Below are 24,308 nucleotides of genomic sequence, written 5' to 3'. Positions count from 1 at the left end.
TGAGCCATGCTTCGTGACGGGGTAATTGCAGATGCAGTATGCCTGGAGGGAGCCGAACGGGAGTGCTTCGGGGCAGACGCCTGGGAACGGGAGGCGGTGGCGTCCCTGCTGGTGCATCCGGATGTCAGTGTTAGGTTGAGTTTTAGCGAGTCTGGGGATTTGGCAGCGTGGGCGGTGTGGGGTCTGGGAGAGATGAGCGTTCCGCTACGGGACCTCCCTCCTGCTGACCGCAATCAGGCGATTCCGACTGAAGCTCGTGGAGACAGATTGATACGAGTCTTATCATTGGCGACCCGCCCGATTTGGCAACGAAAAGGCTACGCTACGCAGCTGTTAACAGATGGTCTGCGCCGGGGGCGAGATTGGGGATACGTCGGAGCTGTGTTAGAGGTTCGATCTGGCAACAAGGCAGCTCAGAGTCTCTATATAAGTCAAGGATTCCAGGTGCGGGCGCAGTTGCCGTTCTGGTTTCAAAACCCGGCAGAGAACGGTCTCATCATGGTGAAAATGTTTTTCTAAACTCAAATGTTTCGAAAAAATTTTATCCCCGTTGCTTACGTGCTGACATGCGCAACTGGATAAATAGGGACTTTCGACCTGAGCATACAGGTAAATTTGCAGTTCAAGACCATTTTAAGGGTTGTAAAACGAAACTTTTGACCTGATTCAGCCAAGCCGCCCTCAGAAAATCTTATAGGCTCGACATCGTGGCCAATACAACATTAACTACAGATAACAAAGCAATCAAGACCACCGTTATCATCAAACAAGCCATGGCGATTACTGGCGCGTTTTTTGTGGGGTTCGTGATTTTGCATGCCTACGGGAATCTCAAAGTGTTCTTCGGGGCGACCGTGTATAACGATTATGCGCTGCATTTGCGCACATTTCTCATGCCCATACTGCCCTATGAAGGGTTGCTGTGGATTCTCCGGGGCTTGCTGGTAGTTTGCGCCCTGGTGCACGTTATTTCCGCTATTGTCCTGTGGCGTCGCGCCAGGCTCGCGCGCGGTTCTCGCTACATGGTTAAAAAGTCGTTGGCGACTGCTTACGCGGGACGCACCGTCAGATGGGGTGGCATCATCCTGTTGCTGTTCTTAATTTTTCACTTGGCGCACTTCACCATGAAGTTTGCCAAGGTTGGCGACGCGGCAGCCTACGCATCGCACCAGGTATTCCTGGATCCGATGGGAAATGTCGTTGATGCTGCCGGACCGGGGATTATCTCCGTGATGGAAGGCAATCCCTACGCCATGATGTACACAACCTTCTCGAATTGGTGGATGGTGTTGGTTTACGCCATCGCGATAGGCGCGCTGTGCTTGCACATCGCTCACGGCGTTTGGTCCGCGTTGCAATCTATGGGCTGGTTGCGTCGCAACACCCAGTACACGGTTCAGATTATTTCAGGCTTGATTGGTCTGCTGGTGTTCGCAATGTTCCTGGCTCCGCCGGTGGCTATTCTCGCCGGAATGCCGATGCTGGCGTGAGGAAGGTAAGGAAAGACAATGACTGAACTGATTGACGGTTACTACACCGAAGGCGATAAAATCGCCGATACTCGGGCACCGATGGACGTTCCTATCTCCGAGCGCTGGTCCACCCGCAAGTTCCGTGGCGGTCTGGTGAACCCCACAAACCGGCGTAAGCTGCACATTATTGTGGTCGGTACTGGTCTGGCAGGCGGCGCCGCAGCTGCTTCCTTGGGTGAACTTGGCTACCACGTGGACGCATTTTTCTATCAAGACTCGGCGCGACGGGCTCACTCGATTGCCGCTCAGGGCGGTATCAACGCTGCTAAGGGCTATCGCAACGACAACGACTCGGTCTTTCGACTGTTCTATGACACGGTAAAGGGCGGTGACTATCGTAGCCGGGAAAATAACGTTTACCGTTTGGCGGAAGTCTCTGCCGACATCATTGACCAATGTGTTGCTCAGGGCGTACCTTTCGCTCGCGAATACGGCGGTTTGCTTGACAACCGTTCTTTCGGTGGCGTGCAGGTCGCGCGGACGTTCTATGCGCGTGGTCAGACCGGTCAGCAGCTGCTGATTGGCGCCTACCAGGCATTGAGCCGCCAGGTTAAAGCCGGCACGGTCATCGCGCACGAACGTCACGAAATGATGGACCTCATCATCAAGGACGGTAAAGCCCGCGGCATCGTGACCCGTGACATGACCAACGGACAGGTCGAGACGTGGATTGCTGACGCGGTGGTGCTGGCCAGCGGCGGCTATGGCAACGTGTTCTTCCTGTCTACCAACGCGATGGGCTGCAACGTTTCTGCCGCGTGGATGGCATATAAACATGGCGCTTACATGGCAAACCCGTGTTACACCCAAATCCACCCGACTTGCATCCCACAGCATGGCAACTTCCAGTCCAAGCTGACGCTGATGAGTGAGTCGCTGCGTAACGACGGACGTATCTGGGTGCCAAAGAAAGCGGAGGATTGTTCCAAGGATCCTCGTGAAATCCCCGAGGAAGATCGTGACTACTACCTGGAACGTATCTACCCCTCCTTCGGAAACCTGGTGCCTCGCGACATTGCGTCTCGGCAAGCCAAAAACATGTGTGATGAAGGTCGTGGTGTCGGACCCAAGATTAACGGGGTGGCTCGCGGTGTCTATTTGGACTTCAGCGAGGCCATCGAGCGCATGGGGCGGGATAAGGTTTCGGAAAAGTACGGCAACCTTTTCGACATGTACCAGCGTATTACCGGAGACAATCCTTACGAAGTACCGATGCGTATCTACCCCGCAGTGCACTACACGATGGGTGGCTTGTGGGTCGATTACGACCTGATGAGCAACATCGAAGGTCTGTACGTGGCAGGAGAGGCGAACTTCTCGGATCACGGCGCGAACCGTTTGGGCGCGTCGGCTTTGATGCAAGGTTTGTCTGACGGTTACTTCGTGTTGCCGGCGACGATTTCGGACTACCTGTCTCACGGCGCGATGCCGAAGTTGAACCAGGATGACCCGGTCGTTCAGGAAGCTCGGGAGCGTGTCACCAGCAAGGTGGAACGGTTGATGTCCATTCAAGGCACCCAGTCGGTTGATTCTTTCCATAAGCGTTTGGGTCAAATTATGTGGGAAAAGTGTGGCATGGAACGTACCGATGCGGGCTTGCGTGAAGCTATTACCGAGATTCGCGAGCTGCGCGAGGAGTTCTGGAAGGACCTGCGCATCCCCGGACGCGCCGACGAGCTAAACCAATCCTTAGAAAAGGCCTGCCGCCTGGCAGACTTCCTGGAACTCGGTGAGCTCATGTGTATTGATGCCCTGCACCGCAAGGAATCCTGTGGTGGTCACTTCCGTGCTGAATCTCAAACGGAGGAAGGCGAAGCGCTGCGTCACGATGACGAGTTCCTTTATGTGGCGGCTTGGGAATACGGCGGGTCTGATGAGGCTGCGCCTATCCTGCACAAAGAGGACCTCATTTACAAAGATATTCAGCTGAAGCAACGGAGTTACAAGTGAACATTACATTACGAGTTTGGCGTCAAAAGGGTCCGTCCGACAAGGGCGCGCTCCATGAGTATCATCTCACTGACATATCCGAGGATGCTTCCTTCTTGGAAATGCTGGATATTCTCAACGAGCAGCTGTTCGCTCAAGGTGAGGAACCGGTGGCTTTCGATTCGGACTGCCGCGAAGGCATCTGCGGGATGTGCGGTATCGTCATCAACGGCGTGCCTCACGGTCCGCACAAGAACCGCACCACAACTTGCCAGCTGCACATGCGTACCTTTAAGGATGGCGACACGATTACGGTAGAGCCTTACCGTTCGCGGGCTTTCCCGATTCTGCGCGACTTGGTGGTGAGCCGTGCCGCGCTGGATCGCATCATCCAAGCCGGCGGTTATATCTCGGTCAATACGGGTTCTGCCCCTGAAGCTCACTCGGTGCCGGTGCCGAAGCCCGATGCGGATCGAGCATTTGAAGCTGCGGTCTGTATCGGCTGTGGCTCGTGTGTGGCGGCTTGCCCGAATGGCTCGGCTATGCTGTTCACTTCTGCCAAGGTCACTCATCTGGGGTTGCTCCCGCAAGGCAAGGTGGAGAACTACGAGCGTGTGGTGGCGATGTTGAACCAGCACGATGCAGAAGGCTTCGGCGCTTGCCAGAATATCGGCGAGTGTGCGGCGGCGTGTCCGAAGCAGATTCCCATGGATTGCATTAGTTTCTTGAACCGTCAGCTGGGCAAGGCCTTCTTAAAAGGCAGATAAAACCAGCGCGGTGAAGTAATCGAGAAATGTGGCGCCCCGGATTCTGGGGCGCCACATTTGGCTTAGAATCGCGTTTTCACGGGCAAATTAAGCAATTAGGATTTTTTTAAAAATATCTCTGTACATTCTGAGTGAAAGACTGTACACTTGTACCATCAGGTGATGGAGAGATGCCTTGGCACCGCTACAGAGCCCCTCATTGGGTTCCAATGGGGATAAATACCAAAGTTGGCAATCCAACTTTGCATTTCGTGAATTTTGCACGGAATGAACGCCGGGAGCAAGCCGAAGATGGTCAACTTCCAGCGAAATATTGAACAACAACAAAGCAGATGCGCGAGGCAGCGCATCGTAGCAAAAGGAGACAGATATGGCGAAAATCGTTAGTTCTTGGAACGATTTTGATCCTTTGAAGCGCGTGATTGTCGGTCGTGCCGACAACTCCATGATTCCCCCGGAGGAACCGGCGACCTCCGAGAAGGTTCCTGTCGATTCTGAGATGCGCGGTATGTGGGGTATGCGCCCGCTCGAGACCGTGGAAAAGGCTAATGCTCAGCTCGACAACTTGGCAAAGATTCTGGAAGATCACGGCGTTATCGTTGACCGTCCCACCCCGTTGCAGTGGAACCAGGCCATCGGCACTCCGGATTTCCGCAACGACTCCATGATGACCTGCATGCCTCCTCGCGACATCTTGCTCACCATTGGTAACGAAATCATGTCGGCTGCGAACTCCTTCCGTTGCCGTTACTTCGAGTACTTGGCATACTGGCCCTTGATGAACCAGTACTTCGAGGAAGATCCTGAGTTCAAGTGGACCCAGGCTCCTCGTCCTCGTTTGACCGACAAGTCCTACAAGCACAACTACTATGATGAGAGGATTTCTCTGGAGGAGCGCTTGGAGCGCACCGCCGCTAAAGACTTCGTGACCACCGAAGTTGAGCCCTTGTGGGATGCTGCTGATGTGATGCGTCTGGGCAAGGACCTGTTCATTCAGCATGGTTTGACCACCAACCGCAAGGCTATGGAATGGTTCAAGCGCTACTACCCCGAATTGCGCGTTCACGCCGTGAACTTCCCCGGCGACCCCTACCCGATTCACATCGACGCGACCTTCGTGCCGCTGCGTCCGGGTCTCATCATCAACAACCCGCACCGTCGCCTGCCCGAAGAACAGCGCAAGATCTTCGAAGCTAACGATTGGCAGATTGTGGATGCGGCTCAGCCGTCTCACACCACCCCGCCGCCTCTGTGCTACTCCTCCGTGTGGTTGTCCATGAACTGCTTGGTTCTGGATCACAAGACGGTTATCGTCGAGGCTTCCGAGACCAACCAGCTCGAGCAGATGGACAAGCTGGGCATGAACGTGATTCCGGTTGCGTTCCGCGACGCTTACCCGTTCGGCGGCGGTCTGCACTGCTCCACCGCGGACGTTTACCGCGAGGGCACCTGCGAGGATTACTTCCCGAACCAGGTTGCTGATCCGACTCTCGTCTAACTCGAGTTAGATTCAATCTAGAATTAACACGATGACAGTTCATGTTGGGGCTGCGGAAAGATTTTTCGCAGCCCCAATGTGATATAAGCGTGAAGTAGCGCTGATTATTCTTTTCTACTAAATACACATATTGTGAGCTCCTCAAAGAAGAGGAGGACGAGTTGATAATTCGCAAAGGTCGTGATGACAATGAGCACTGAAAATAACTATGTAATGAACACAAAATTGGGTGTCATTACCATGCTGATTTCCGCAACAGGCATGGGGTTGGTACCACTGTTTAGCCGGTGGGCTACGCGTACAGATATGTTTGACGGAACTAAAGGCTTAAACGCCGGGAACAGTGTCGGGGCCCTCATGGCAGCCGGCCGTATGACTATGGGCATTATCTTTTTCGTGTGCATAGTCCTGTTAACAAAAAAGGTTCAAGTCTGGAAAGAACTAAAAGTTTCCCCAGCCATCATCATGGGCGGCGCGATGATTGGTCTGTCCTTGGGCTGCTATGTAACCTCGACTTTGCTGACCACTGTGGCTAACGCCGTGCTGCTCATCTATATCGGACCGGTCGTCTGTATTGTGTTGGCTCGGATATTCCGCAAAGAGCCTATGGGCGTGGTTCAATACATTTGTCTGGTGGCGGTGTTCACCGGTATGTTGTTCGGTAACCAGCTGATTGGCTTTGGTGACAAAGGATTCTTCGTCGATTTCAACTTGGCAGCCTCCAGTCCTGAATTTCCTCTTGCCGGTTTGGGCAACATTTTTGGTTTCTTGTCTGGTATTTTCTATGGCGCATCGATGTTCTTTAATGGCTACCGCAAAGATGCAGACACAGCAGCCCGCGGTGTTTGGAACTTCATTGCTGCCACGGTAGCGGCCGGTAGCTTGGCGCTGATACTGCACCTCGTCGGCACTATCGGTCACGTACCCGGTTGGGCGCTAGACCTCCATTTGACCCCCTTTAACTGGGTGGGCACGGTTCTGCTGTGGATTATTTGTGGACCTATCGCATTAGGGTTCCTTTTGGTTGCGGGTCGTAACTTGCCGGCTGCAGATTACGGCATTATTGCCTACTGGGAAGTACCCGTTGCCTTGTTCATTGGTTTGCTGATATTTGGCGAAGCTCTGACCATTAACACGGTTCTAGGCTTTATACTGGTAGTAGGAGGAGGGATGTACCCGAGCATCAGTATGCTGCGCCAGAGCCGAAAGAACCGCAAGCAGAGTCGTTTATCGGGCGCGGATCAACCAACAGAGGTTGAGGACACGACCGTATCCTGACCTTGGGATTCGGATTTTATCCAATAACCAGTTCGGGATTGATATGTCAGATAATAACCAAACCGAAAAATTGGAAACAGACGATACTATAGTACGTCGAGTACTATCGTCATCGTTCCTGGGGAACTTTGCGGAATGGATGGATTACGGTTCCTATTCGTATCTTGCTACTGTAATTGCTGTAGTATTCTTTCCAGATGGGGATGCTAGCGTCAAACTCCTAGCGACTTACGCTGTTTTTGCGCTCTCCTTCCTGGCACGCCCCATAGGGGCATTCTTCTGGGGTTACATGGGTGATAAGAAGGGGCGCAAGTGGTCCCTGACGGCTTCAATCTTGGTGATGACGGGTTCTACCAGTCTCATTGGTTTGATTCCAAGTTACGCAACCATTGGGATAGCCGCTCCACTGCTGCTGCTGCTGCTGCGGCTTACCCAAGGGTTCTCCGCATCTGGTGAGTACGCCGGAGCAGCTATCTTTATTGCAGAATATGCACCGGTTAATCGTCGGGGCTTCTATTGTTCCATGGTTCCGGCGTCTACTGCTGTCGGACTCATGTGTGGTTCATTCCTGGCAACGATTCTCACGCTGACCATGTCGGATTCGATGATGCAGTCAATAGGGTGGCGGATACCGTTCTTGCTGGCTTTCCCACTCGGGGTAGTGGTACTGACTCTCCGGCTCCGCCTGGAGGACTCCGAGGTGTATTTGCGGATGCTTGATAATCTCAAGGAATCCGGCAAACAAATGTCTTCACCGCTGCGGCTGCTGTTCACTAAGCACCTGAAGGAAACTCTGATTTGTTTCGGGGTTTCCTCCCTCAATGCCATCGGCTTCTACATGGTGTTCACGTACCTACCGGTCTACATTGAAACTGAAGTGAAGCTCGGCACAGTTGAAAGTAATATCATCACCAACATCACGTTGATTGCCTACGTGTTGATGATATTTTCATCAGGAAAGCTATCGGACCAATTTGGACGAAAGAAACTGATGATTGCGGCTTCGGTATCATTCATACTGCTTACCGTGCCGGCTTTCCATATTCTCAATACAGGTCAAGCTGTTGTTATTCTGATTATTGAGCTGATTTTGGCATATTGCCTCACACTTAATGACGGAACTCTCTCATCCTTCCTTTCGGAGACTCTCCCTACAGAAGTGAGATACAGCGGTTTTGCCATTTCGTTCAACCTGGCTAACACGATTTTCGGCGGCACGGTTGGTTTCATCTCCACCCTGCTGATAAAAACCACCGGAAATTCCATCTCGCCAGCATACTATATGTGTGTTATCGCAATCTTCGCTCTCATCTGTATGATTTTCGCCAAGGAATACAAGGATAAAGAACTGAAGTGACGCGTAACATTATTTCGGCTTTGTCCCATCATCAACTCGATGATGGGACAAAGCCGAAATTTTTTTGGGGCACAGCGGATGTCTCGCCATTGCTCTCTGATTCAGCTAGGAGGTAATCATGTCGAATAGCCTTGCTTCGAGCAACCCTGACGGTCAGACCAGTGAGCCACAGCGCTTGGAAAACCAGAACACCTTGCTGGCTTCTGCGCTGACGCAGGCTCAAAGTGAGTTGAAGAACCTGCGGAAAGAGATTCAGCGGTTACAAGAACCGCCTCTCACTCACGGAACTGTCGTTAAACTCGTCGATTCTGCCCAGCGACTCGTGGATGTTTCTGTCATGGGACGGCGGTTTCGTGTCACTCTGGGCAACACGATTACTTGGGGGAGACTCCAACTCGGAGACACCATTCTGTTGAACGACAAAATGGTCGGCATCGGAAGAGAAACTGCTGCCGATACCGGAGTGAGCGCGGTCATCCTCGAACACGTGGACGAAGACCGCATCCTGGTTACGGTCAATAACGATAGTGTTCGTTTGCTGCGACTGAGCGACCAGCTCCGTGGCACGAGGATTCGTCCCGGCGACACTCTGCTGGTGGACCTCCAATCGGGATTCGCTCAGGAATATCTGGCACGCCCCGAGATTGAGGGACTGGAGCTTGATGACGATCCAGGTGTGAACTGGAATCAAATTGGCGGATTGGAATCCGTCTTGACGCTCATTCGGGAGACCATCGAACTGCCGATGACTCACCCCGAGCTTTACGAAAGCTATCAGCTGCGTCCGCCTAAGGGCATTTTGCTTTACGGTCCACCGGGCGTCGGGAAAACCATGATTGCTAAAGCAATCGCCACCTCTCTGAGCGAGATGCTTGGCAAAAAAGCCCACTTCCTCAATATTAAGGGTCCGGAGCTGCTTGATAAATACGTGGGGGAAACCGAGCGCCGAGTCCGTGCCGTGTTTTCCCGGGCTCGGGACAAATCCGCAAACGGGGTTCCGGTTATCGTGTTCTTCGACGAAATGGAGGCTCTGTTCCGGACCCGTGGCACGGGCGTCTCAAGTGACGTCGAGACGACCGTCGTTCCGCAACTTCTCGCCGAGATTGACGGGGTGGAAGAGCTGCGCAATGTGGTGATAATTGGCGCTTCTAACCGTGAAGACCTCATTGATCCGGCAATTGTTCGTCCTGGTCGGCTGGACATGCATATTCGCATCCCGCGCCCCAATAAAGAAGCTTGCGCCGAAATTCTCGGAAAATATCTACGTGAGAATCTGCCCTATGCATCCGGAGCTCAGCCTGCTGCCTTGCGGGATGAGGTCATCGACAGAGTCTTTACTCGCGACGACACCACTGCCATCCTGCGAGTGACACGCAGATCTGGTAAGGAAGAGACCTGGTATCTCTCTGATTTAGTCTCCGGGGCAATGTTGGCTTCGATAGTTGAAAAAGCTAAGGCACGGGCGGTTCAACAAGCACTCCGGGGCGAGCCGGGGATTCGTCTCGAACACCTGGTGGCGGCAATACGGGATGAAACTGCAGCTCACCAAGACCTGCCGGGAGTTTCAGACCCCGAAGAATGGGCCCGGATTGTGGGGCGTTCGAAACGGTTAGACCCCATTGTAGACATCACCCCGATTCAACAGGACTAAAATCACCGCGGGAGACCGCACAAAGGAGGAGACACATGCTGAGTGTAAAACGCATCATGTCGATAGAAACTGAATATGCCTTGAGCGATTTTCCCGGCAGTGAAGCGCCGGCAGCTGCTGAGACCCAAGCGGCAGAGCAAGCCGAAGTTTTGGCACAACGTTTGTTGCGTTCTTGGGCACTGGAAGAAGCGAAAACACCGGGAGTGCCGGTGACTAATCACGTACCCGACCCGGCAGGTGCTGCTGTCTCATGGCGGATGCTCCCCGGAGCCGGTACCCGTTTCGACTATTCAGGAGAACATCCGGAACTCGATGCCGAAGGCAAAGAACACCGGAACTTACCTCCTGAAGCAAGGACGAACGAGGAACTCGGTGCCGTCCTGACCGGCGTGAAAACGCGCTGGATTACGAAAGTCGATGCGTTTGGTCAACACTACTACCGCGGCAATTCCACTATTGCACCCAACGGAGCGAGACTTTACGTCGACCACGGTCACCCCGAGTATTCTGCCCCGGAATGTCTCGGACCTCTCCAAACCGCGCTTTACGACCGCGCTGGAGATGAGATTATGGTTCGTGCCGCTCAGGCTCTGCGTGACAATACTTCCCCTGACGAGGCTGGGGCGAGGGCTTTAATTTTAAAAAACAACGCCGATGCACACGGTTCGGCTTGGGGCGCACACGAAAATTACCTGGTAGAACGCAGCGTGGAGTGGCAACTGCTGGTCGACCTCTTCATGCCGTTCTTGGTGTCTCGCCCGATTTTTTGCGGCACGGGACGTCTCGGGCTGGGGCAAAACAGCGAAACCGCGGGATTCCAGATTTTCCAACGTGCGGATTTCATCGAAACCGAAGTTTCCCTCATGACGACACGGGAACGTCCTATCGTCAATACCCGTGATGAACCCCACGCGACCCGCCGCTATCGGAGGTTCCACGTCATCACCGCGGATTCCTCGATGTTCCCCTATTCCACGGCGTTACGCACCGGGACTGCCGCGCTGCTGTTGAGCCTGGCAGAAAACTTCCCCGAACAGGCTCGTGAACTCGCTGACAGATGGGCGCTAGCGGATTCAGTGGCGGCAATCAAGGCTTTTTCACGCGATGTTACGTTGCAACAAACCTGTCCTCTGAAGGCGGGGGGAGCTGCCACCGCGTTAGAAATTCAGCAAGGGTATCTGGAGTTCATTCGTGAAGTTGGGTTCGAGACAGGCGCAGCAGGATACCAGCAGGCAGACAGCGAAACCAAGTGGGTTATCGAGAACTGGGAACGGGTCTTGAAATCCCTCAAGGCAGGCTGGCATGAAGCCACTGCCCTCGTGGAATGGTGTGCGAAACTCGCTCTCTTGGACCGTAAGCGGAATCAACTCGATTGCGGCTGGGACGACCCCAGATTAGCCTTGTTGAATCTGAGATTTTCTATGGTTGATGAGGGCATGTCTCTGGCTCGTGCTCTGGAAAAAGGCGGCTTCGAGTCTCTGTTTGCCCTTGATGAGATTCAGCAGGCATCTCGGGAAGCCCCGGCAGAAACCCGTGCTGGAGGTCGCGCTGAGCTGCTCCGGCGGTTCCCTGACCAGCTCTGGGCGGCTTCTTGGATGGCGATTTTGGTTGACATCGGGAAACCACAGTTGGTGCGGGTGCAATTCCCCGATCCGCACCATCCCACCCGCCATGAAGTCCAGAAAGCCGTGGAAATGTGCGAAGCCAAGCTGGGCTCCGAAAGCGAGAATCGGGAGAAACTCGTTACTGAAGTCCTGCAAGCACTGGGGGTAGAATTGCCCGCGGATTTGAAATATTACTCTTGGGACGAGGGCTACTACGCCAGCGAAAGTTTTAAAGAACAATTTGAGAAAGGGAAATGAGATGGCGAAACAGATTCAAGAGAGCCACTCCACCAGCGAGAACGAATCGGTCGAAGAAGTCGAACTGGCTCCTCAGAATAAAATCTCAGAAGACAAACTAGACGCGTTAATCGAAGACATCGAAGATGTCTTAAACGTCAACGCCTTGAGCTTTGTCCAAAACTTCAAACAGCAGGGCGGACAATGACACGTCTCGGAAGGGTCTGTGGACTCGAAACTGAATATGGCGTTACCAGCGTCTATGTTTCTGATGACTCCAACACAGAGGAATCGCCCCTCGGTGTAGAAGAAGCAGTGAGAGAGATTTTTGCCAGTACGGAACGATCTGTGCGGGTTCCTCACGGGTTTCTCTCCAACGGGGCGAGGCTCTATGTCGATATTGGAGAGCACCCCGAATATGCCGGTCCCGAATGCCTTGATCTCGAAGACGTCGTGGCTCAAGACCTGGCGGGTGACGCGATTATCCAAGATTTAGTCGATATTGCCAATAATAATTTGCGGAATCGCGGTATCCGGATTCACGTCTTAAAAACGAATGCCGACTCTTGGGGAAACAGCTTTGGCTGCCACGAAAACTATCAATATGGGGCGCACACCCCGATTTCTCTGCCGGCTTTCGTGTCATTCCTGGCGGCTCGACAGATTCTGTGCGGAAGTGGCTGCATAGACGAGGAAGGGAAATACTGCTTTAGCGCGCGAGCGCAATACATTACCGAGGCGACTTCGGCTGACCCTACGCATCACAAGGCTTTCATCAACACGAAAGAGGAACCGCACGCGGATGCTTCCCACTGGCGTCGTTTGCATGTGACCTGCGTGGATTCAGCCATGCTGCCGGTGACGGTTGCCCTGCGAGCTTTTTTGGCGGATCGATTTTTGAGCCTTTTGGAGAGCGGAAAAGAGGAGGAATTTATCGTCCTCGACGATCCCGTGACAGCGGTGAAAACCTGGAATTACGACCCAAATGTGCGGATGTCGGCACACCGTGGGGACAGCGCAGTCGAGGTGAGCTGCCCAGACCTTTTGCGAGAAAGCATAGAGTTATTACCGGAGGAAGACGACGAATTCGGTTTGCGGGATGTGGCTACCCGTGGCTTAGCAGCCCTGAGTGAAGGCGATTTCGCGGCTCTGAGCAGTGAGCTTGATTGGTCACTGAAATATCAGTTACTTTCCCACGTGTCCGCTGGCGAGACGAATTTTGGTGGGGTCAGAGCCCGGCGCGCCGATTTAGTATTCCACGATTTATCGAGGCAATACGGGCTGCGTGAGAAACTCTTGAAATCGGGAAATGTGAAGTTACTGGTAAATGAGAGTAGCATTAACCGCGCTAAGACAATTCCTCCTGCCAATACGCGCGCATTTTTGCGTGGAAAGGTGGTAGAAGCTTGTGACCTAGCTGGTAGGACAGCGTCGATTGGATGGTCTCACGTCCGGTTGGACGACCCGCCCAGCCCGCAGATTGACCTGCTGAATCCGCTGGAGACTGAATCTGCGGAGGTCTCGCAATTGCTTGAAAGAATTGAAAAATTGGGACGAAAATAGACCGACCTGACTAAACGACCGGAAAATTTATTTCACTAGCAGACTAGGGGAGGACATCGCGCGCTTGAGTACTGTCAACGATTCTAAAAAACCAGATACCAGGACCAGAATCTTGAAAGCAGCTTCGCAGATGCTGCGCCAGTCCTCTCCTAGCGCACTGACCTATCGCGCTCTGGGGAAACAAGCCGGATTGCCCCATTCCACGATTGAATACCATTTCCCCACGCGCGATGACTTGTTGATGGAAGCAGCGAGCCTGAACGTGGAGGTCTGGGTGGGACGGGCTCGTAAAATCCGTGACGACGCGGTGCAGCTCTCCTCAGCAGAATTGCGTGACAAGTTGCCTGAGGTTTTAGTAGCCGCGGTACTTCCGCAGACTACTGACACTCAGTACATCCGTACCTACTTTCTGCACGCACTAGTTTTGGCTGAGCATCAGGTAATTGTGGAAAAGAATCGCGAGGGACGTGCTCGGTTTGATGAATATGTCGCGGATATTTTAAAAGCCGCTGACTGTTCATGTTCGCCTAGTGTCGTAATCTCTACTATCGACGGTTTGGCTGTTGAAGTGGTCTCCGAGGGGGGCGTGTTTCCGAAAGATGTGGTGGAAAAGCTCCGCTGTTTCTTGTGTTCCTGTCCCGCGCTGTCCGCGTGTCTTCAAGCCTTGGCTTCACCCCAGGCTTGCACCTGATAAGTCTCGAGCTTGATTTCCGGTCCGAATTCTGCGCCACCCAGTCCGGCTTTATACATTAGCTGCGAGATGAAAACGTGAACATCGGGCAGCTCGCTCCAGACCTGGGGTAGGAAAGTCGCCCGGTGAAAATCACGACGCAAAATGACCCCGTCTATACCGGGACGCAGCCGGGACAGGTAGGATTCATTGCTTTCCCCTTCGAAACGTTCGAGCGGCTTGGGCTCGGTGAGGACAGAAACCTCAATCTGAATCTGGTCGAGTTCTGAGGCCTGCAAAGGCGGAAAACGTGGGTCTTCAAAAGCGGCAGCCAAAGTATTTGCGGCGATGTCCTCGCCGAGCATTCGGTGCGGGGCAAGTGAACCTATGCATCCGCGCAGTTGCCCGTGATTCGTCAGGGTTACGAAGGAAGCGCCGATGGAGCGCAACAGCAGTTGCAACGCGCGATCTGACGCGCTAACTTTACTGATGGCGTTGATTGAACCAATCTGATTATCGTCCTGGAAAGCGTCGGTCAAAATCTCACGGGCTATCTGGGGCAGCAAAGCTCCGTAACGATCCGGAATTCCGGATTCGTCCTCAGGTGAGTTGTATTTCCAAAAAGCCACGGAGGAATAACCAACGACTCGTGATTTATCCCCGGCGGTGTCTCCGGAACTGGCATTCATCAACAGTTGAGGATGCCACTGCACCCGACGTGCCAAACGAATCAGCCCGGACCAGGCATAAGCTCCGCAGGCTTGGCGCGGGTCGAGGGGGTACTCCAACGACATGACTTGAGACAAAGTCGCGGTGTCGAGTTTGCGTGCCTCATCGTAGCCCAGGTAGTGGGACAAATCCGAGGATACGATAATCAAAGTATCGTCAGGATTTTCCCCCGGAATCGAAAGTAGTGTTTGTAAACTGTCACAAACATCTTCGGGGGTGCAATCTCCAACTGCCATGGGGACGATGGCAAAATCTACGTCTCGGAAAACGGTCTGCAGGAAAGGCAACTGAACTTCCAAGGCATGTTCATCCACATGGGAGGGCTCGAAAAACTTCGCGACGGAACTATGCTCCACCAGGTATTGCTGGGCGACTTGATCCACCGGAACTTCCCCCAAGGGAGTGGCAAAAGCAGTAGCTTCGCTCAGTGCGATACCGTGACATCCAACACGGTGAGTGGGACCGGCGATGATGACGCGTCGGGGACGTAAAGTTGAGACGAGCTGGAACCCGACCGCGGCGATGAGACCGGAATAGATGTATCCGGCATGAGGAACCTGTACCCCCATTAGCTGACGGAGAGGTCTGCCTTGTGAGTCTCGCGAAACATCGTTGGTGATGAGGGCAGTGGCTTTTTTCAGCAGTTCGTCTACCGTTTTTTGCAGTTCACCAGGATCCTGAGGGTAAAAAGATCCTGCTACTGCCGGCTTACGTACGAAACTCATGATTCCATTATTCCCAAAAATAGCAGGCGAGGGGGCAAAACTCGCCCCTTTTTTATCGGTCGAGTAAAAACGGGACTCCAACCAGGCAGGGGCTAATTATTGTAGGTTGTTTTTTAGCTTAAGGGCGGGAAAGTTCACGTTTAACACCCAAAAGGGTGAATAATTCGAGAGAATAAAACCGGGTCGGGCTACCGGCACAGAACCGAGGGGAGAAATATAGATGGGCGGGTCCGCAAAGACGACAAAAACTGGAAAATCTGGCGCGAAACCGAAAACGGCACAGTCGGGTCAGGAAAAACGCATCGGCATTCTCACTTCGGGAGGGGACGCACAGGGCATGAACGCAGCGGTACGTTCCGCGGTGCGTTCCGCCATAGTTTTGGGAGCCAAGCCGTTCGCGATACGCGAAGGCTGGATGGGTGCAGTCCAGGGTGGCTCCTGCATTCACGAACTGAGTTGGGGGGATGTCTCCAATACGATTTCCAAGGGCGGTACCATCATCGGTACGGCTCGTTGCCCTGAGTTCCGGGACTGGGAAGGGCGGCTGAAAGCCTGCGAAAACCTGGTTAAAAACGGCATTGACCGGCTCGTTTCTATCGGCGGTGACGGGTCGTTGCGGGGGACGGAGGAACTGCGCCAAGATTGGCCCAAGCTCTTGGCACAGTTGGTAGAGGAAAAACGTCTCAGCCCTGAGGAAGCCAAAGCTCACTCGTCCTTGCGAATTGTCGGCTTAGTCGGGTCTATTGACAATGACATGGCGGGCACAGATATGACTATCGGCACTGATTCTGCCTTGAACCGAATCTTGGCAGCGCTAGATCAACTCTCGTCCACTGCCGCTTCGCATCAACGCACCTTCGTGGTGGAAGTCATGGGACGAAACTGCGGTTATTTAGCTTTGATGAGCGCTGTAGCGGGTGGTTCTGACTATGTCTTGTTTCCCGAAAATCCTCCGGCTCCCGGCTGGGAAGAAGACATGTGTACGGTACTCAGCGAAGGTCGCAAGCACGGGCGGCGCGACTCCATCGTGGTCGTGGCGGAAGGGGCAAAAGACCGGGATGGTCAGCCCATCACTGCGCACTATGTTGCTGAGGCCATCGAACAGCGTACCGGAGAGTCCGCGCGAGTTACCATTTTGGGACACATTCAGAGGGGCGGGACGCCCTCGGTTTACGACCGGTGGATGCCCACCCTGCTGGGGTACGCTGCGGTACAGGACGTCATCGAGGCACAACCGGGAGATCCTGCCAAAGTCATGGGGGTGCGTTACAACCGAATTGCCCGACTCGACCTGACTCAGACCGTGGCGGCGACCTCAAACGTCCACGAACTGATTAAGTCTGGAGAATACGACCAAGCTATCGCCTCACGGGGGACTTCCTTTACCGATATGGTAGAGATTTTCCGGGTTCTGTCCACCCCGCCCTCATTGCTGAAACCTCTGCCTCGCAAGGCGAAAAAAGTTGCGGTGATGCACGTGGGAGGCTTGGCTCCGGGGATGAACATGGCGGCTCGAGCCGCAGTTCGCTTCGGACTGCAGCGCGGCTTGGAAGTCCTAGGGATAGAGGGTTCCTGGCAAGGACTCATCGACGGAAAAGTCCACAAACTGCGGTGGAAAGATGTGGAGGGCTGGGACTTCCGGGGTGGTGCCGAGCTGGGAACCAAACGGGAAGTGCCCACGGTAGAACAGTTCTATGCTATCGGTCGCTCGATTGAAAACCACCATATTGATGCGCTGGTGCTGATCGGGGGATATAACGCGTACCTGTCTGCCCAAGCCATCAGCGAGGAACTGAAACATTATCCAGCTCTACAAATACCTATGGTCATCGTCCCGGCCTCCATTGATAACAACCTTCCGGGAGCCGAAATTTCTATCGGGGCTGACACCGCGCTAAACAACGCAGTATGGTCCATGGATTTGATGAAAGAATCAGCAGCCGCTTCAAAGCGTTGTTTCATCACTGAAACTATGGGTCGCCACTGTGGCTATCTGGCCCTGATGAGTGGCATTGCTGCCGGGGCAGAGCGGGTTTACCTGGAAGAAGAAAACATCAGCCTAGAGACGCTGGGCAAACACGCCACTGAAATGCGTGAAGCTTTTGCAAAAGGTCGTCGCCTCGCCCTGGTGGTTCGCAACGAACTGGCTGGGGGACATTATGACCTGAAGTTTATGGCCAACGTGTTCAAGCAGGAATCCCTGGGACACTTCGACGTTCGTATAGATTCGGTGGGGTATCTGCAGCAAGGCGGGGCGCCCTCGCCTTTTGACCGGCTTCTCGCGGTACGTCTGATGTGGGAGACTATGCGTCACATTGATGTTGCCCTAGATTCTGGACAGTGCGCCATTGAATATATCGGCGAAGAAAATGGTCAGATGTCATACCACGACATTTCTCAAATGGAGAAACAAGTCAATCCAGAGAAACGTCGCCCTATCAATCAATGGTGGATGGGGTTGCGACCGCTGATTGAAGTGATGGCCAGTTCGAATCCGCCAATCAAAGACTTCCCCCTGCCGGTCATCGACATGAGCGGACCGAGGTCGTAACTTTAGTGTTTTGCACAGAATCGCAACACAAACCGTAAAAACAGGAACATAACCCCCGGGGAACAACCCCAGGCAGACTATTGAACAGAAGGGAAACCTTAATGGAAACGAAAGACCCGACCACTCTGGCAGCATGGAAAGACCTCACCACGATGGCTGCGGGATTCCACCTGGATTTGCGGAAAGCCTTTGCCGCAGACCCCGCCAGGGCAGAGAACCTGTCTTTTGCGGCGGCAGATTTGCACGTGGACTTGTCAAAGAACCTGATTACCGGGGCAGTTTTTGAAAAGCTTTTAGAGCTTTCTGCCCAAGCCGGGGTGCGTGACTTGAGCGAAGCCATGTTTAATGGTGAACACATCAATAACACGGAAAACCGGGCTGTGCTGCACACCGCGTTGCGGGCTCCCGCGGGGACTCAGTTGATGGTAGACGGCAAGGATGTCATCGCTGAAGTACACGAGGTCTTGAGCCGGATTTATGATTTTGCTGACTCGGTGCGTGACGGGTCTTGGGTCGGGGTTAGCTCCAAACGCATCCAGACCGTAGTTAATATTGGTATCGGCGGGTCTGATTTGGGTCCGTACATGGCTTATGAGGCGTTGCGACCTTTTGTGAAGCCCGGTCTGGAATGCCGTTTTGTGTCCAACATTGACCCCACCGATATTTCGGAAAAAACCCGCGACTTGGACCCGGAAACGACCCTGTTCATCATCGCTTCCAAGACCTTTACCACCTTGGAAACCATCACCAACGCGAAAGCCGCCCGCACCTGGCTGCTGCGTGGTCTGCAGGAACGCGGTGTTATTGATGAAACTGATGCCGCCGCAAAAGACGCCATCTCCAAGCATTTCGTGGCGGTGTCCACCGCTCTGGAAAAGGTCGCAGACTTTGGTATTGACCCCCGCAATGCTTTTGGTTTTTGGAACTGGGTGGGGGGACGTTATTCCGTGGATTCCGCGGTGGGAACGTCGCTTGCGGTAGCTATCGGCCGGGAAGGATTCGAAGAATTTTTGGCTGGTTTCCGTGCTATCGATGAGCATTTCCGCAACACCCCGCCAGCGTCGAACGTGCCGTTGCTGATGGGCTTGCTTAACGTGTGGTACTCCAACTTCCTGCATGCCCAAACTCATGCGGTGTTGCCGTATTCCCAATATCTGCACCGTTTCCCCGCCTATCTGCAGCAGCTCACGATGGAATCCAACGGGAAACGGGTGCGTCGAGATGGCACTCTGGTCAGCTACGATACCGGCGAAGTGTTCTGGGGAGAACCCGGCACGAACGGTCAGCACGCCTTTTATCAGCTGATTCACCAGGGAACTCGGCTGATTCCGGTGGACTTTATTGCGTTTGCCCGTCCGACTTGGGATCTCACTGACAGCGAGACGGGGAAACGTCAGCACGAGCTGTTCTTGGGTAATTTCTTTGCCCAGAGTGCGGCGTTGGCTTTCGGGAAGACTCCCGACGAGGTGCGGGCGGAAGGTACACCGGAAGAATTGGTAGCGCACCGAACTTTCCCCGGAGACCGTCCGTCTACTTCCATCATGGCACCTGCCCTCACTCCGAAAGTGCTGGGGGAGCTTATCGCCCTGTACGAGATGATTACGCTGGTTCAAGGCGCAGTCTGGGGTATTGACTCTTTCGACCAGTGGGGCGTGGAACTGGGCAAAGCGATGGCGATTAATCTGGGACCAGCCATTAGCGGGGATGCCGAGGCGTTGGCACAGGCGGATGCGTCGACCCGAGAGCTGCTGGAATACTATTTCGCACACAAGTAAGCCGGTGAAATTCTGCGTTTTTTCAAGGGCTTTGGTTTACCCTCAGCGTGGCTTTTTGCGCTAAAGTAATGAATGCTGACGCTCAGAGTGGAAGCGTTTAACACAATGCAAAGGAGTTAAATCAATGGCTAAAAGTCCTGTAAATGTTACCGTCACCGGTGCTGCTGGCAATATTGGGTACTCGCTGGTATTCCGTATCGCCTCCGGTGAAATGCTTGGTCCGGATCAGCCGGTTCGAATCAAAATGTTGGAAATCACTCCGGCTTTGAAGGCTGCCGAAGGCACTGCCATGGAACTGAATGACTGCGCTTTCCCTCTGTTGGATGGTATCGATATTACCGATGACCCGAATGTGGCGTTCTCAGGCTGCAACTTTGGTCTGTTGGTAGGTTCGATGCCGCGTAAGCAGGGCATGGAACGCGCAGATTTGATTAGCGCCAACGGCGGTATTTTTGGTCCGCAAGGTAAAGCCATCAACGATAACGCCGCTGATGATGTACGTATTTTGGTGGTGGGTAACCCGGCGAACACCAACGCGGTCATTGCTGCGGCCTCCGCTCCGGATGTTCCCGCTTCTCGCTTTAACGCCATGATGCGCCTGGATCACAACCGCGCTCTCAGCCAGCTGGCAGAAAAGCTCAACGTGCCGGTGTCCAGTGTCAAAAAGATGATTGTCTGGGGCAATCACTCAGCTGACCAGTACCCGGATATTTCTTTCTGTGAGGTTGACGGCAAGCCGGCATGTGGCTTGGTTGACGAAGCTTGGCTGGATGATTACTTCGTCCCGACCGTGGCAAAGCGCGGAGCTGCCATTATTGAGGCCCGGGGCAAGTCCTCCGCGGCTTCAGCGGCTGCTGCGGCAATCGATCACATGCATTCTTGGGCTTGCGGTACCCCCGCGGGCGACTGGGTCACCGCCGCTATTCCTTCAGCTGGTCAGTACGGCGTTCCCGAGGGTCTTTCCTACGGTTTCCCCGTGACCTCCGACGGCAAGGAATGGAAGGTTGTGGAAGGTCTGGAAATTTCAGAAAAGACTCAGTCCAAGATTAAGTTCAATGCGGACAAGGCGGCTGCGGAAATCGACACCGTAAAGTCCCTGGGCATTATGTAAATCTCCGATAAAACATCTCGGTGTGGGAGCCAGATTCTGGCTCCCACACCGATTTAACACCATTGCGGATGCGGTTAGCCTGCCATCCGGGGGCAGGATTGCTTTACAAAATCGCGAAACTCTGGGGTCCCATCCGTAGCGTGGTCCCCGTCAACTGGGCGGAGCCGATACTGAAACGCACCGAACGCTCTTGTGACAAATCGTATTCCGCGTCAGTGTGTGCGGGATTGACCGCCACAATCAGGCTTTGCGCGGCATTTTCCCGTTTGAAAACGAACAGACGTTGATTTGGCTCCGCAGAGAGGACGCTGAAGCCACTGTCGGCTGCCAAAGCCGGGAGTTCTCGTTTGCATTCCAACACGCGCGTCACCGTGTGCCACAAAGAATCCGGCTGGGCGCGCTGTGCCGCCACGGTGGGAGCATCCGCGCTAGCATCGACCGGCAGATAGAGATCCGTTGCTGGAGCAGTGGAAAATCCCAGGTTGTCAGTACTATCCCACTGCATCGGGGTGCGGGCTCCGGTACGCACGTAACCGCCCTCTTTGGTGGGGAGCAGCTGGTGACGCAAACCAATTTCGTCTCCGTAATAAATAAATGGCACTCCCGGCAGGGTCAGTATTGTCGCCCACGACAGACTGAGTTCGCGTTCGCTCAGACGAGGCGCAGCCCGCCAGGTGTCGTGATTGCAGGTAATGAGGCTAAAGAATGCTTCGGCTTTCTCAGAGTCACGCAGTTGTGGCTCGTATTGCTCCAAGAAACCACAGATGTCGGTGGGTGCGTCCGCGTTGAAGTAGCTCAGGTCGTTTTCCCGCACATACGGGGTGTTCGTGTTGCGTAGCAGGATGTTGTAGCCGTTCGGGTGATTGTCCCACCGCCAATCTAGATAAAAGTCCATGTCAAACCCGGCTTGCACCGCTTCGTGGGGCACCCCCCACTCGGCGACAAACGCGGCTTCGGGGAATTCAGGGCGAATCTGGTCAAACATGTAATGCCAGGTCTTGATAGTGTACGGCTTACCTTCGTCATCATGTTTCACCAGGGAATTTGCCATGTCTACCCGGAATCCGTCGGCGCCGGCAGAGAGCCAGAAGCGCATGACGTCCACCATCGCGTCACAGGTCTTCCGGGCAGCTTCACCTAAAGCCTCGTCTTGCCAGGGATACTTCGGGTGCGCCCAACCGTAGTTCAGCGCAGGCTGGCATTTGAAGAAATTGAGGATATACGTCCCATCGCGTTCAGTTTCTCCACCGATAAAGGGATAGCCGTCGCCTCCGGCAATCCAGGAGTCGGTCCACACGTAGCGATTCGAGAACTCGTTGGGCTCGGGACGGGAGCTGGATTGGAACCAGGCGTGTTCCTCGGAGGTGTGCCCCGGTACCAAATCCAGCAACACGTGAATCCCCCTGGCGTGCGCTTGCTCGAACAAACGTACCAAATCCTCGTTAGTGCCGTAGCGGGGAGCCACCAGCTTGTAGTCACGCACGTCGTATCCCGCGTCCTTGAAAGGTGAATCGAACAGGGGATTGAGCCACAGCGCGTTAATTCCTAGCTCTTGGAGGTAGTCCAAGCGGGAGATGATGCCGGGAACATCCCCGATGCCATCTCCGTTAGAGTCCTGAAAACTCTGGGGATAAATCTCATAGAAAACCGCGTTATTCAGCCATTTGGGACGGGGGTATGAGGTGCTCACAAAAATCCTTTCCTTGGGATGCGGTAATAGATAGGTCACAAAGACCTCAAAATATCTTACAGAACGCTCTCGTGGTTGGGGTGAATCTGGCGCACCAAAGATGATGTAAACACCCTGTAAATTAGTGACCTGGTGACGGGGAAAAAATATTAAAAAAATATTGAGATTTCCCCAAAGCCGCAGGGAAGAAAATGCTAGCATCTAGATTAATGTTTGCTTCGAAAAGCGGAGGGTATTTTGCCCGTCATTTTGCGGAGCTTTCCGAGCCGGGGAGAAATCCTCCTCGCCTGTCGAAAGGAAAATTAATGTCCATGACGTGGAAGAAAGCTTTTGGTCTGATTGCCGCCTCTGCGGTAGCCCTGTCCATGAGTGCTTGTGGCGGTGGTGCTGGCGGGAATAGCGCTAGCGGTAAGACTGAAGATGTGTCGCTGTCTGTGTGGGCTCCCCAAGAGGATCAAGCGGACGGTAACAGCTGGCTGGCAAAGATGGAGGAATCCTTCGAGAAAGCTCATCCGGAATACAAGATTACCTGGAAGAATGACGTTGTCTCTGAGGGCGATGCCAAGACTAAGGTAGAAACCGATCCGACCGCTGCCGCTGATGTTTACATGTTCGCCAATGATCAGCTGGGCGGTCTGCTCGACGCTGAGGCTATCGGTGAGTTGGGTGAGAACGAAGCCAAGCAGGTTAAGGAACAAAACGAAGCCTCCATGGTGGACTCGGTCACCGGCACTGATGGCAAGATTTACGGTGTTCCTTTTACTTCAAACACCTGGTTCATGTACTACAACTCAAAGAAGTTCTCAGCTGATGATGTGAAGTCTTTGGACACGATGCTCGAGAAGGGCAAGGTGTCCTTCCCGCTCGACAACTCTTGGTTCATCCAGTCTTTCTACACCAAGGGTGCAGGACTGACGTTCTTTGGTGATAAGGGCAACGATGCCGCCAAGGGTATCACCTTTGCTGACGGTGATGCCGCCGCTACCGCGGTGACGAAGTATCTGGTTGGCTTGGCCAATAACCCGAACTTTATGGATGATGCAGAAGGCTCCGGTCTGGGCGCGCTGAAGGCTGGCGACACCGATGTGGTGTTCTCCGGGACCTGGGACGCCGCCAGTGTGAAGGAGGCCTTGGGTGATGGTTACGCAGCTGCCAAGCTGCCGACCTACAAGCTGGACGGCAAAGATGTCCAGATGGAGGCTTTCGCTGGCTCCAAGGCTGTGGCTTACAACCCGCACGCCAAGAACGCCAAGGCTGCCGCTCAGTTCGCAGCATTCCTGGGCTCCACTGAAGCTCAAAAGGCTCACTACGAGATGCGTGGTATTGTCCCGACGGACAAGTCTCTGGCTGACTCCATTACTGATGATGACTTTGCCGCCAAGGCTCAGCTGGAAGTTATTTCCGAGGCTTCCATCCTGCAGCCGACCATTTCTGCGATGGGCTCTTGGTGGGATCCGGCACAGGCTTTCGGCAAGGGTATCCTGAACAAGGAAATCACCGAGGCTACTGCGGAAGCTCAAACCCAGAAGTGGTCTGAGCAGTTGGCCAAGATGGTTGGCTAAATAACTACATCTCGAAGCTGTCGGGCCACTGGAAAGAGGCGCTTTCTTCCAGTGGCCCCGCAGCCCGGTCGGGGCTTTT

At 54.0% G+C, this 24,308-nt stretch carries 18 protein-coding genes; 16 read left to right on the top strand and 2 right to left on the bottom strand.

Annotated elements, in window-relative coordinates:
• Positions 1-6: 6 nt before the first annotated feature.
• The 12 genes from HMPREF0574_RS08260 (at position 7) to HMPREF0574_RS08205 (ending at position 14,107) form a co-directional block, all read left to right on the top strand.
• On the top strand, positions 7-519 hold the full coding sequence (locus HMPREF0574_RS08260; protein ID WP_004008287.1) for a GNAT family N-acetyltransferase: 513 nt from the start codon (positions 7-9) through the stop codon (positions 517-519).
• 188 nt (positions 520-707) lie between these two features.
• Positions 708-1,490 carry a succinate dehydrogenase cytochrome b subunit gene (locus tag HMPREF0574_RS08255; protein WP_004008286.1) on the top strand — a complete coding sequence of 261 codons (783 nt, stop codon included), beginning with the start codon at positions 708-710 and terminating at the stop codon, positions 1,488-1,490.
• Positions 1,491-1,508: 18 nt separating this feature from the next.
• Positions 1,509-3,482, top strand: a complete 1,974-nt coding sequence (locus HMPREF0574_RS08250) for a fumarate reductase/succinate dehydrogenase flavoprotein subunit (RefSeq protein WP_004008285.1) — start codon at positions 1,509-1,511, stop codon at positions 3,480-3,482.
• A complete protein-coding gene (locus tag HMPREF0574_RS08245) occupies positions 3,479-4,228 on the top strand; it encodes a succinate dehydrogenase/fumarate reductase iron-sulfur subunit (protein ID WP_004008284.1) in 750 nt (249 codons plus the stop codon). Before HMPREF0574_RS08250 ends, HMPREF0574_RS08245 begins: the two co-directional genes overlap by 4 nt.
• A gap of 370 nt (positions 4,229-4,598) precedes the next feature.
• Positions 4,599-5,726 (top strand): serine/threonine protein kinase, encoded by a 1,128-nt coding sequence (locus HMPREF0574_RS08240; RefSeq protein ID WP_004008283.1) that lies wholly within the window; start codon positions 4,599-4,601, stop codon positions 5,724-5,726.
• Positions 5,727-5,915: 189 nt separating this feature from the next.
• Complete coding sequence (locus tag HMPREF0574_RS08235) at positions 5,916-7,004, top strand: DMT family transporter (RefSeq protein WP_248612675.1); 1,089 nt, start codon at positions 5,916-5,918, stop codon at positions 7,002-7,004.
• 43 nt (positions 7,005-7,047) lie between these two features.
• On the top strand, positions 7,048-8,361 hold the full coding sequence (locus HMPREF0574_RS08230; protein WP_004008281.1) for an MFS transporter: 1,314 nt from the start codon (positions 7,048-7,050) through the stop codon (positions 8,359-8,361).
• 118 nt (positions 8,362-8,479) lie between these two features.
• A complete protein-coding gene (arc, locus tag HMPREF0574_RS08225) occupies positions 8,480-10,012 on the top strand; it encodes a proteasome ATPase (protein WP_004008280.1) in 1,533 nt (510 codons plus the stop codon).
• A gap of 35 nt (positions 10,013-10,047) precedes the next feature.
• Entirely contained in the window at positions 10,048-11,874 is a 1,827-nt protein-coding gene (locus tag HMPREF0574_RS08220; protein WP_004008279.1) for a proteasome accessory factor PafA2 family protein, read from the top strand.
• A gap of 1 nt (position 11,875) precedes the next feature.
• The gene (locus HMPREF0574_RS08215; RefSeq protein ID WP_004008278.1) at positions 11,876-12,061 is read left to right on the top strand and encodes a ubiquitin-like protein Pup; all 186 of its coding nucleotides are present in this window, start codon (positions 11,876-11,878) and stop codon (positions 12,059-12,061) included.
• Positions 12,058-13,416, top strand: a complete 1,359-nt coding sequence (locus HMPREF0574_RS08210) for a proteasome accessory factor PafA2 family protein (RefSeq protein WP_004008277.1) — start codon at positions 12,058-12,060, stop codon at positions 13,414-13,416. Before HMPREF0574_RS08215 ends, HMPREF0574_RS08210 begins: the two co-directional genes overlap by 4 nt.
• Positions 13,417-13,480: 64 nt before the next feature.
• Entirely contained in the window at positions 13,481-14,107 is a 627-nt protein-coding gene (locus HMPREF0574_RS08205; RefSeq protein WP_004008276.1) for a TetR/AcrR family transcriptional regulator, read from the top strand.
• Here HMPREF0574_RS08205 and amrB read toward each other — a convergent pair.
• The gene (gene amrB, locus HMPREF0574_RS08200) at positions 14,074-15,540 is read right to left on the bottom strand and encodes an AmmeMemoRadiSam system protein B (RefSeq protein ID WP_004008275.1); all 1,467 of its coding nucleotides are present in this window, start codon (positions 15,538-15,540) and stop codon (positions 14,074-14,076) included. The genes HMPREF0574_RS08205 and amrB overlap by 34 nt on opposite strands.
• Before the next feature lie 220 nt (positions 15,541-15,760).
• On the opposite strand from amrB, the gene HMPREF0574_RS08195 reads away from it, so the two are divergent.
• The 3 genes from HMPREF0574_RS08195 to HMPREF0574_RS08185 all read left to right on the top strand — a co-directional run bounded on the left by HMPREF0574_RS08195 (position 15,761) and on the right by HMPREF0574_RS08185 (position 20,977).
• Positions 15,761-18,091 carry a 6-phosphofructokinase gene (locus tag HMPREF0574_RS08195; protein ID WP_004008274.1) on the top strand — a complete coding sequence of 777 codons (2,331 nt, stop codon included), beginning with the start codon at positions 15,761-15,763 and terminating at the stop codon, positions 18,089-18,091.
• Between the two features lie 101 nt (positions 18,092-18,192).
• Positions 18,193-19,866: a glucose-6-phosphate isomerase gene (gene pgi / locus HMPREF0574_RS08190; protein WP_004008273.1), complete on the top strand. Its 1,674-nt coding sequence runs from the start codon at positions 18,193-18,195 to the stop codon at positions 19,864-19,866.
• A 124-nt stretch (positions 19,867-19,990) separates the two neighbouring features.
• Positions 19,991-20,977, top strand: a complete 987-nt coding sequence (locus tag HMPREF0574_RS08185) for a malate dehydrogenase (RefSeq protein WP_004008272.1) — start codon at positions 19,991-19,993, stop codon at positions 20,975-20,977.
• 103 nt (positions 20,978-21,080) lie between these two features.
• Here the strand turns inward: HMPREF0574_RS08185 and HMPREF0574_RS08180 are convergent, their stop codons facing one another.
• Complete coding sequence (locus HMPREF0574_RS08180) at positions 21,081-22,667, bottom strand: alpha-amylase family glycosyl hydrolase (protein ID WP_036324982.1); 1,587 nt, start codon at positions 22,665-22,667, stop codon at positions 21,081-21,083.
• 305 nt (positions 22,668-22,972) lie between these two features.
• Between HMPREF0574_RS08180 and HMPREF0574_RS08175 the strand changes: the two genes are divergently transcribed.
• Positions 22,973-24,229 carry an extracellular solute-binding protein gene (locus tag HMPREF0574_RS08175; RefSeq protein ID WP_004008270.1) on the top strand — a complete coding sequence of 419 codons (1,257 nt, stop codon included), beginning with the start codon at positions 22,973-22,975 and terminating at the stop codon, positions 24,227-24,229.
• Positions 24,230-24,308: the final 79 nt, after the last annotated feature.

Source organism: Mobiluncus curtisii subsp. curtisii ATCC 35241 (assembly GCF_000146285.1).
In the GTDB taxonomy this organism is placed as follows: domain Bacteria; phylum Actinomycetota; class Actinomycetes; order Actinomycetales; family Actinomycetaceae; genus Mobiluncus; species Mobiluncus curtisii.
The sequence above is the reverse complement of the archived record's forward strand: the minus strand, read 5'-3'. Positions and strand labels throughout refer to the sequence as shown.

Bases quoted from the DNA above. Each gene is read 5' to 3' on its own strand.
- HMPREF0574_RS08260 (WP_004008287.1), top strand. From the start codon at position 7: ATGCTTCGTGACGGGGTAATTGCAGATGCAGTATGCCTGGAGGGAGCC.
- HMPREF0574_RS08250 (WP_004008285.1), top strand. From the start codon at position 1,509: ATGACTGAACTGATTGACGGTTACTACACCGAAGGCGATAAAATCGCC.
- HMPREF0574_RS08240 (WP_004008283.1), top strand. From the start codon at position 4,599: ATGGCGAAAATCGTTAGTTCTTGGAACGATTTTGATCCTTTGAAGCGC.
- HMPREF0574_RS08235 (WP_248612675.1), top strand. From the start codon at position 5,916: ATGAGCACTGAAAATAACTATGTAATGAACACAAAATTGGGTGTCATT.
- HMPREF0574_RS08230 (WP_004008281.1), top strand. From the start codon at position 7,048: ATGTCAGATAATAACCAAACCGAAAAATTGGAAACAGACGATACTATA.
- arc (WP_004008280.1), top strand. From the start codon at position 8,480: ATGTCGAATAGCCTTGCTTCGAGCAACCCTGACGGTCAGACCAGTGAG.
- HMPREF0574_RS08220 (WP_004008279.1), top strand. From the start codon at position 10,048: ATGCTGAGTGTAAAACGCATCATGTCGATAGAAACTGAATATGCCTTG.
- HMPREF0574_RS08215 (WP_004008278.1), top strand. From the start codon at position 11,876: ATGGCGAAACAGATTCAAGAGAGCCACTCCACCAGCGAGAACGAATCG.
- HMPREF0574_RS08210 (WP_004008277.1), top strand. From the start codon at position 12,058: ATGACACGTCTCGGAAGGGTCTGTGGACTCGAAACTGAATATGGCGTT.
- amrB (WP_004008275.1), bottom strand. From the start codon at position 15,540: ATGAGTTTCGTACGTAAGCCGGCAGTAGCAGGATCTTTTTACCCTCAG.
- HMPREF0574_RS08195 (WP_004008274.1), top strand. From the start codon at position 15,761: ATGGGCGGGTCCGCAAAGACGACAAAAACTGGAAAATCTGGCGCGAAA.
- pgi (WP_004008273.1), top strand. From the start codon at position 18,193: ATGGAAACGAAAGACCCGACCACTCTGGCAGCATGGAAAGACCTCACC.
- HMPREF0574_RS08185 (WP_004008272.1), top strand. From the start codon at position 19,991: ATGGCTAAAAGTCCTGTAAATGTTACCGTCACCGGTGCTGCTGGCAAT.
- HMPREF0574_RS08175 (WP_004008270.1), top strand. From the start codon at position 22,973: ATGTCCATGACGTGGAAGAAAGCTTTTGGTCTGATTGCCGCCTCTGCG.